Source organism: Cognatundibacterium rugosum (genome assembly GCF_014284365.1).
In the GTDB taxonomy this organism is placed as follows: Bacteria; Pseudomonadota; Gammaproteobacteria; order Burkholderiales; family Burkholderiaceae_D; genus Undibacterium; species Undibacterium rugosum.
On the sequence record NZ_JACOGG010000042.1, the window covers coordinates 1 to 4,549 of the forward strand.

A 4,549-nucleotide genomic window follows, 5' to 3' on the forward strand; every position below is an offset into this window, starting at 1 on the left:
TTGGAAAGGCTACCATTGCAACCATTCAGCCGCATCGGCGAACTACTGCCACACAACTGGAAGCTTGCTCAATAATTTCCATCATCCATATCAGAACCGGTCAACCTGTGATGACCGGGCGCTTACTGCCTTTCGCTCTCCAGAGCCTAAGGTGTGAAATAAGGGGCGCTGTCAGGCGTCCCGCTTGAATGATGGGTTAGGCAAGATAATTGATGCACTTTAAGGGGATATTTTTTAATTATCGCCAGCAACAATCAATTCTATTGAAATACTCAGGCTTTCGCTAATCGTTACAGTACATTGAACTGCAGGGGAAAGATGAATATCGTTGCGTTAAAAAAAATGTAACTTTAATTGATTTTAGGGCTTGCCGGCGAAGTGATGTGCAGCGGGGCATGAAATTTTGCAAAGCAAATCCCCCGCTGCAAACGGTCGACGTTTGCACCTGGTTAAGAGCGCGCACCAAACGTAGCTTTGTATTCAGTAGGGATTTCTATTGGGTAAAATTTACCCGAAAGCATCAATACGATAAGCAATGACACGCCAAAACCTAAAACTACTGGTAGTGAAACTGCAAGTTGCCGAGCAAACCGGGACTTAGCTGGAAACTGCCAATACAAAGCACATCCTGAATGCGTGAAAAATGCCAGAACTGCAAGAAAATAGTAAGGCGCAAAAAAGTATTGAAATGGATGGACATATAGACCTGCCGCTGCGTAGTAGATGTTCGTGTCTAACAGTAATGCTGAGCGACCAAACAGGACAGCGCCGACATGATTGAGAAAAAAGAATGCAAGATAAGCGCCTGACCCAGCCTGCAACCACGGAATAAAACCACGTCTATGCTTCCATCCACGAACTACAAATAAAAGGCCGGAAAAAATTTGAAATGTCACCGCCGCGAGCAACATTGCCTCTACGAGTGGATAGCGATAAACGGCGCGAAAGGAATGCATAAACGCTATATGCGCCTCAAGTCCAGCGAGTCCAACCAGATGATTGATGATGTGAACGATCGCAAATACCGCAAGCAGCAATGCCGAAATTCGATGTAATTTACGTAGCATCATAGTACCCCTAACGTGTGAACTCAGCGCCCCCGCAGGCGATCCGCTGCCACGGTTCGTTGGCTGGTAGTCGTTAAGCGATGAGGCATAACGCACGCTGGTTCTGATAAAAAACAATGACTTATTGTAAATTGTGGTGATGAAATTTGCAATAAAGAAACAGATTGTCATCAGTTTGCTTGAGGTAAAACAAGGGTGGGGCTAGTGCGAAAATTTTTGGAAAGCGTTTTGACTGATGGCCTGAAAACCCGCTCAATCAATACGATTTGCCTAACGTTCGAATTAACGGGCTGGCCGGAGTTCAGTCCCGTTGAATGAAGGGTTAGGGCGCATTGTGCCCACCGCTCAACCTACCTGAAGCGGATTGTTTTCCGCCAGTTGCGGGCTGCAAAACGCCAGCCTTACCTAGGCCAAACGGAGGCATATTGACGTATACGCTTTCGTAGCTGCCAGGTGAAGCCTTGTAGGTTTCATGCCAGATACCCACTGAGCCATCGGTTCCAACTGCTGGTCTGAAAACTCACTCAATCCATACGATATGCCTAACGTTCGAATTAACGGGCTGGCCGGAGTTCAGTCCCGTTGAATGAAGGGTTAGGGCGCATTGTGCCCACCGCTCAACCTACCTGAAGCGGATTGTTTTCCGCCAGTTGCGGGCTGCAAAACGCCGGCCTTACCTAGGCCAAACGGAGGCATATTGACGTATACGCTTTCGTAGCTGCCAGGTGAAGCCTTGTAGGTTTCATGCCAGATACCCACTGAGCCATCGGTTCCAACTGCTTGGTTGAACGAGCGCCAGGCAGGCAGATGCTCGGCTTCCTTGTTTTTTGCGTACGCCAGCAACTGCTCCATTGAGCGCCAGTACTGCACCAAGATGATGGTGCGAGAGAACCACATTTCAGCGTGAATGAAGCCTAGATCGGGTTGGCGGCTCAACTCTTTGATCATGCGAGGCATGGCCTGAGCAACAGGAAACCACTTGTGAACCAACAAAGGTTTGTTGATTCTCATCCCGATGAGAAAGACAACGAAGTCTCCCTCAAGCGTCGCTGTTATTCGTTCTCTTTTGATCATGAGATGAGCCCTAACGTATGACTTCAGCAGGCGCCGCAGGCGATCCGCTACAACGGTTCGTCAGGCTGGTTGTTGATTGGCGGGACATAACGCGCGCTGACCCTGATTAAAAATGATGACTGATTGTAAGGCGGGGAAGTGAGATTGGCAATAATGAAACAGAGTGTCAGCGGTTTTCGTGTGTCAAAAATGAAGGTGAGCCTGGGGTGAAAAGTTCCGGGTAGTGTTTTGACTGGTGGTCTCAAAACTCACTCAATCAACACGATATGCCCAAGGTTGAAGCTGAGCCGACTCGTTAGAACGTATCGCAAGCCACCTCATACCCAAGTCGTGTGCATTCATTGCGAAAATTGTTTCGAAAGAGAGCTACATCGAAGCCCCCAAGCTGCTTCTTGCTGAGCTGCTTCACCGATTCATAGATCAACGCCAGGACGTACGGCACAGCTTGCTCAGCACTCATTGAAGCAAGTAGTTGGAAATCGGGTCGCACACTGTAGTGTCCCACGTTGAAATTGTCCGGGGTCGGGGGCAGCCCGAAATGGGACCGGCCCGAGACTCGCTTTTGAAATCGAAAGGGGAATTTGGCCTTTCCGACGGGCCTTGCAATATGTTCGACGAGCTCCAGGTCAATCCACAAGTGTTCCATCGGCCCACCGTATTCGCCGGAGAGTGCTGCACTAAGCGCGGCAAAGGGTTTGTGCAAAGCCGACACGATATGGGCGGTAGCCGAATCGCATACGTTCGCGTGAAGACCAAGTTGCATTCTTGCGCTCTAACGTTTGAGTTCAGCCAGCGCTGCGGGACGTCCAGCGGAAGCCGAAGGCTGGAGCGGTCTTGACCATAATGTTAGAGCCTAGTTGTCCCATGTCTGAGTCGCAATAAACGAATTGAATTGTTCAACCATTGGAGCAACATCTCCGCGTCCTTCTACCGTGAGATAAAACAGAGCCGACTCACCTGCAAGAAGGTATTGAACAAAATATCGGTTCCCACCCATGGGAGAGGTGCTTTCGGACGCAACAGAAAAGCCAATTTTTCCTGTAGGCGTAGGCAGTTGGGCAAGGGGACGGCTAATTGAAAGATTCCCCTTCTCGCCTAGTTTTTTCATCTGACTTTCCGCAAACCCTTTTGCAATTTCAGTAGCGGGAGGGGCGGACTCATTTTTACGGCGCATGATTGTGATGAGGACTTTCTCACCATTTGGCCCATAACCTTCTAATGGGGTTTTATTGCCATCAAATTGCCAAGTAGGAGGCAGTTGGAGATGCAGTGGGCGTAAATGAAGAATGCCAACATCTTCTGCATGTGCCGCCATTGGAAGATTCAACAGTGCAGCAAGAGCAATAACGAGTAGATGGCGTGTATTCATTCGGACTCTAACGTTTGAGTTCAGCAGGCGCTGCAGGCGATCCGCTGCAACAGTTCGTTAGGCTGTTAGTTGAGCGACGAGACATAACGCACGCTGATCCTGATGGAAAATGGTGACTGATTGTAAAGCGGGGCGATGGAATTGGCAATAAAGAAACAGCTCGTCAGTAGTTTGTTTGTGTAAAAAAGAAGATGGGTCTGGCGTGAAAAGTTCAGGGTAGTGCTTTGACTAATGGCCTAAAAACTCACTCGATTAATACGGTATGCCTAACCTGAGCAGACTTGTAGCAGCTTGCCTACGCGAGTTTGCTCGAACGACCGGTTAGCCCACATTTTTCGGCAAAAGCTTATACAGGCCGCGCATGGAAATTGCGCCGACGAAGGCAAATGATGGCGGCCCCCATAGATTTGTCCAATACAGAACCCAAATGCCGAATTTAGTCGCGGGAGAGTGCGAAGTCAGAGGTTCTGGTAATCTGACCGCAGCGCAAGCTGCGATAAAAATGACTCCAACGGACACCGCCATCCACACCGCTGACGGTCTCCGTCGAAGAGCAATCCAAGTCATTGCTCCGCCAAGAAAGAATGCTATTGCATACGAGAGCGCAGAGAGCATTGTGTAGACGTCAAGGACGAGAAAGAGGGCATCAGACAAGTAATCAAGCTCTAATTGGTTAAGACGCAGTTCGATTTGAAGCCGCAGGCAAGCTGTTCCAACTAGCGCTAGGGTAAAGAAGAGTATGTCGGTTGCGAGTCGTCTCATAGAGGATAACGTAGAGCTAACCGGCGCTGCGCTGATTCATCGCACAATGTCCAGAGAGTGATGCGAACAGGGTTGAACGCCAGGTTAGGCAATATATTCACGAGCTCGTTTCCCTTGCGAGTTTTGACAAGTAGGCATGTGGGTCTTTGAGTAAGCGCCTCACCAGAACCGTCTGGACGTCAGCATTAAAAATCTTCAAAGTAGTTCCCGTTAAATATTAGCGGGAGCTACTTTGGAACTACTAACTACACCGGTGCGCAGGAAGCGACGCCCCAAC

Annotated in this window: 4 protein-coding genes and 1 pseudogene; all 5 read right to left on the minus strand. The window is 49.2% G+C overall.

Translation table 11 applies throughout. The annotated features are described in order from the left end of the window. Window positions 1-449: 449 nt before the first annotated feature. The 5 genes and pseudogenes from H8K47_RS17895 to H8K47_RS17915 all read right to left on the minus strand — a co-directional run bounded on the left by H8K47_RS17895 (window position 450) and on the right by H8K47_RS17915 (window position 3,510). A complete protein-coding gene (locus H8K47_RS17895; protein ID WP_186882710.1) occupies window positions 450-1,238 on the minus strand; it encodes a hypothetical protein in 789 nt (262 codons plus the stop codon). A gap of 151 nt (window positions 1,239-1,389) precedes the next feature. Beyond that, window positions 1,390-1,566 (minus strand): annotated as a pseudogene (locus H8K47_RS17900) (monooxygenase family protein); the annotation flags it as partial. Window positions 1,567-1,661: 95 nt separating this feature from the next. Further along, window positions 1,662-2,141, minus strand: a complete 480-nt coding sequence (locus tag H8K47_RS17905; RefSeq protein ID WP_186882711.1) for a DUF4188 domain-containing protein — start codon at window positions 2,139-2,141, stop codon at window positions 1,662-1,664. 295 nt (window positions 2,142-2,436) lie between these two features. Beyond that, window positions 2,437-2,904, minus strand: a complete 468-nt coding sequence (locus tag H8K47_RS17910; protein ID WP_186882712.1) for a hypothetical protein — start codon at window positions 2,902-2,904, stop codon at window positions 2,437-2,439. 90 nt (window positions 2,905-2,994) lie between these two features. Continuing rightward, complete coding sequence (locus H8K47_RS17915) at window positions 2,995-3,510, minus strand: hypothetical protein (protein ID WP_186882713.1); 516 nt, start codon at window positions 3,508-3,510, stop codon at window positions 2,995-2,997. Window positions 3,511-4,549: the final 1,039 nt, after the last annotated feature.